At 50.2% G+C, this 255-nt stretch carries 1 protein-coding gene; it reads right to left on the bottom strand.

The genetic code is table 11. From position 1 onward, the window contains the following. A partial coding sequence (locus ACO0K2_RS19760) for an ExbD/TolR family protein (RefSeq protein ID WP_423021771.1) occupies positions 1-255 on the bottom strand: 255 nt, incomplete at both ends.

Raw genomic sequence — 255 nt, 5'->3', positions numbered from 1 at the left:
GCAGGTGAACCTCTGGCTGATTTGGATTGCTTGCCACTTCTGTCAGCTTGCTTTCCAATTCGCCACGGCTTGCAACCGCAACACCGTTCCACAATACCGTTCCATCGAAATCGACGTCAATGTTAATCACCACTGGCGGCTCTGTCGGCTTGGACGGCGCATTCGTCGGCATGTTCAGATTCACTGAGTGATTCTGAATTGGAATAGTGATGATCAGCATGATGATCAACACCAACATAACGTCGATCAACGGCG

The sequence above is a fragment of the Undibacterium sp. MH2W genome, assembly GCF_049340215.1.
Lineage (GTDB): Bacteria > Pseudomonadota > Gammaproteobacteria > Burkholderiales > Burkholderiaceae_D > Undibacterium.
This window is presented reverse-complemented; position numbering and strand designations above follow the sequence as displayed.